The following is a 750-nucleotide window of genomic DNA, read 5'->3' on the forward strand; positions in this document are numbered from 1 at the left end:
GTTGAGATCCAGTTCGATGTAACCCACTCGTGCACCCAACTGATCTTCAGCATCTTTTACTTTCACCAGCGTTTCTGGGTGAGCAAAAACAGGAAGGCAAAATGCCGCAAAAAAGGGAATAAGGGCGACACGGAAATGTTGAATACTCATACTCTTCCTTTTTCAATATTATTGAAGCATTTATCAGGGTTATTGTCTCATGAGCGGATACATATTTGAATGTATTTAGAAAAATAAACAAATAGGGGTTCCGCGCACATTTCCCCGAAAAGTGCCACCTAAATTGTAAGCGTTAATATTTTGTTAAAATTCGCGTTAAATTTTTGTTAAATCAGCTCATTTTTTAACCAATAGGCCGAAATCGGCAAAATCCCTTATAAATCAAAAGAATAGACCGAGATAGGGTTGAGTGTTGTTCCAGTTTGGAACAAGAGTCCACTATTAAGAACGTGGACTCCAACGTCAAAGGGCGAAAAACCGTCTATCAGGGCGATGGCCCACTACGTGAACCATCACCCTAATCAAGTTTTTTGGGGTCGAGGTGCCGTAAAGCACTAAATCGGAACCCTAAAGGGAGCCCCCGATTTAGAGCTTGACGGGGAAAGCCGGCGAACGTGGCGAGAAAGGAAGGGAAGAAAGCGAAAGGAGCGGGCGCTAGGGCGCTGGCAAGTGTAGCGGTCACGCTGCGCGTAACCACCACACCCGCCGCGCTTAATGCGCCGCTACAGGGCGCGTCCCATTCGCCATTCA

General features: G+C 46.1%; 1 pseudogene. It reads right to left on the reverse strand.

Features of this window, described 5'->3' with window-relative positions:
• Nucleotides 1–150 (reverse strand): annotated as a pseudogene (locus IO95_RS07040) (TEM family class A beta-lactamase); the annotation flags it as partial.
• Between the last annotated feature and the right edge of the window lie 600 nt (nt 151–750).

It is taken from the genome of Serratia sp. DD3 (genome assembly GCF_000496755.2).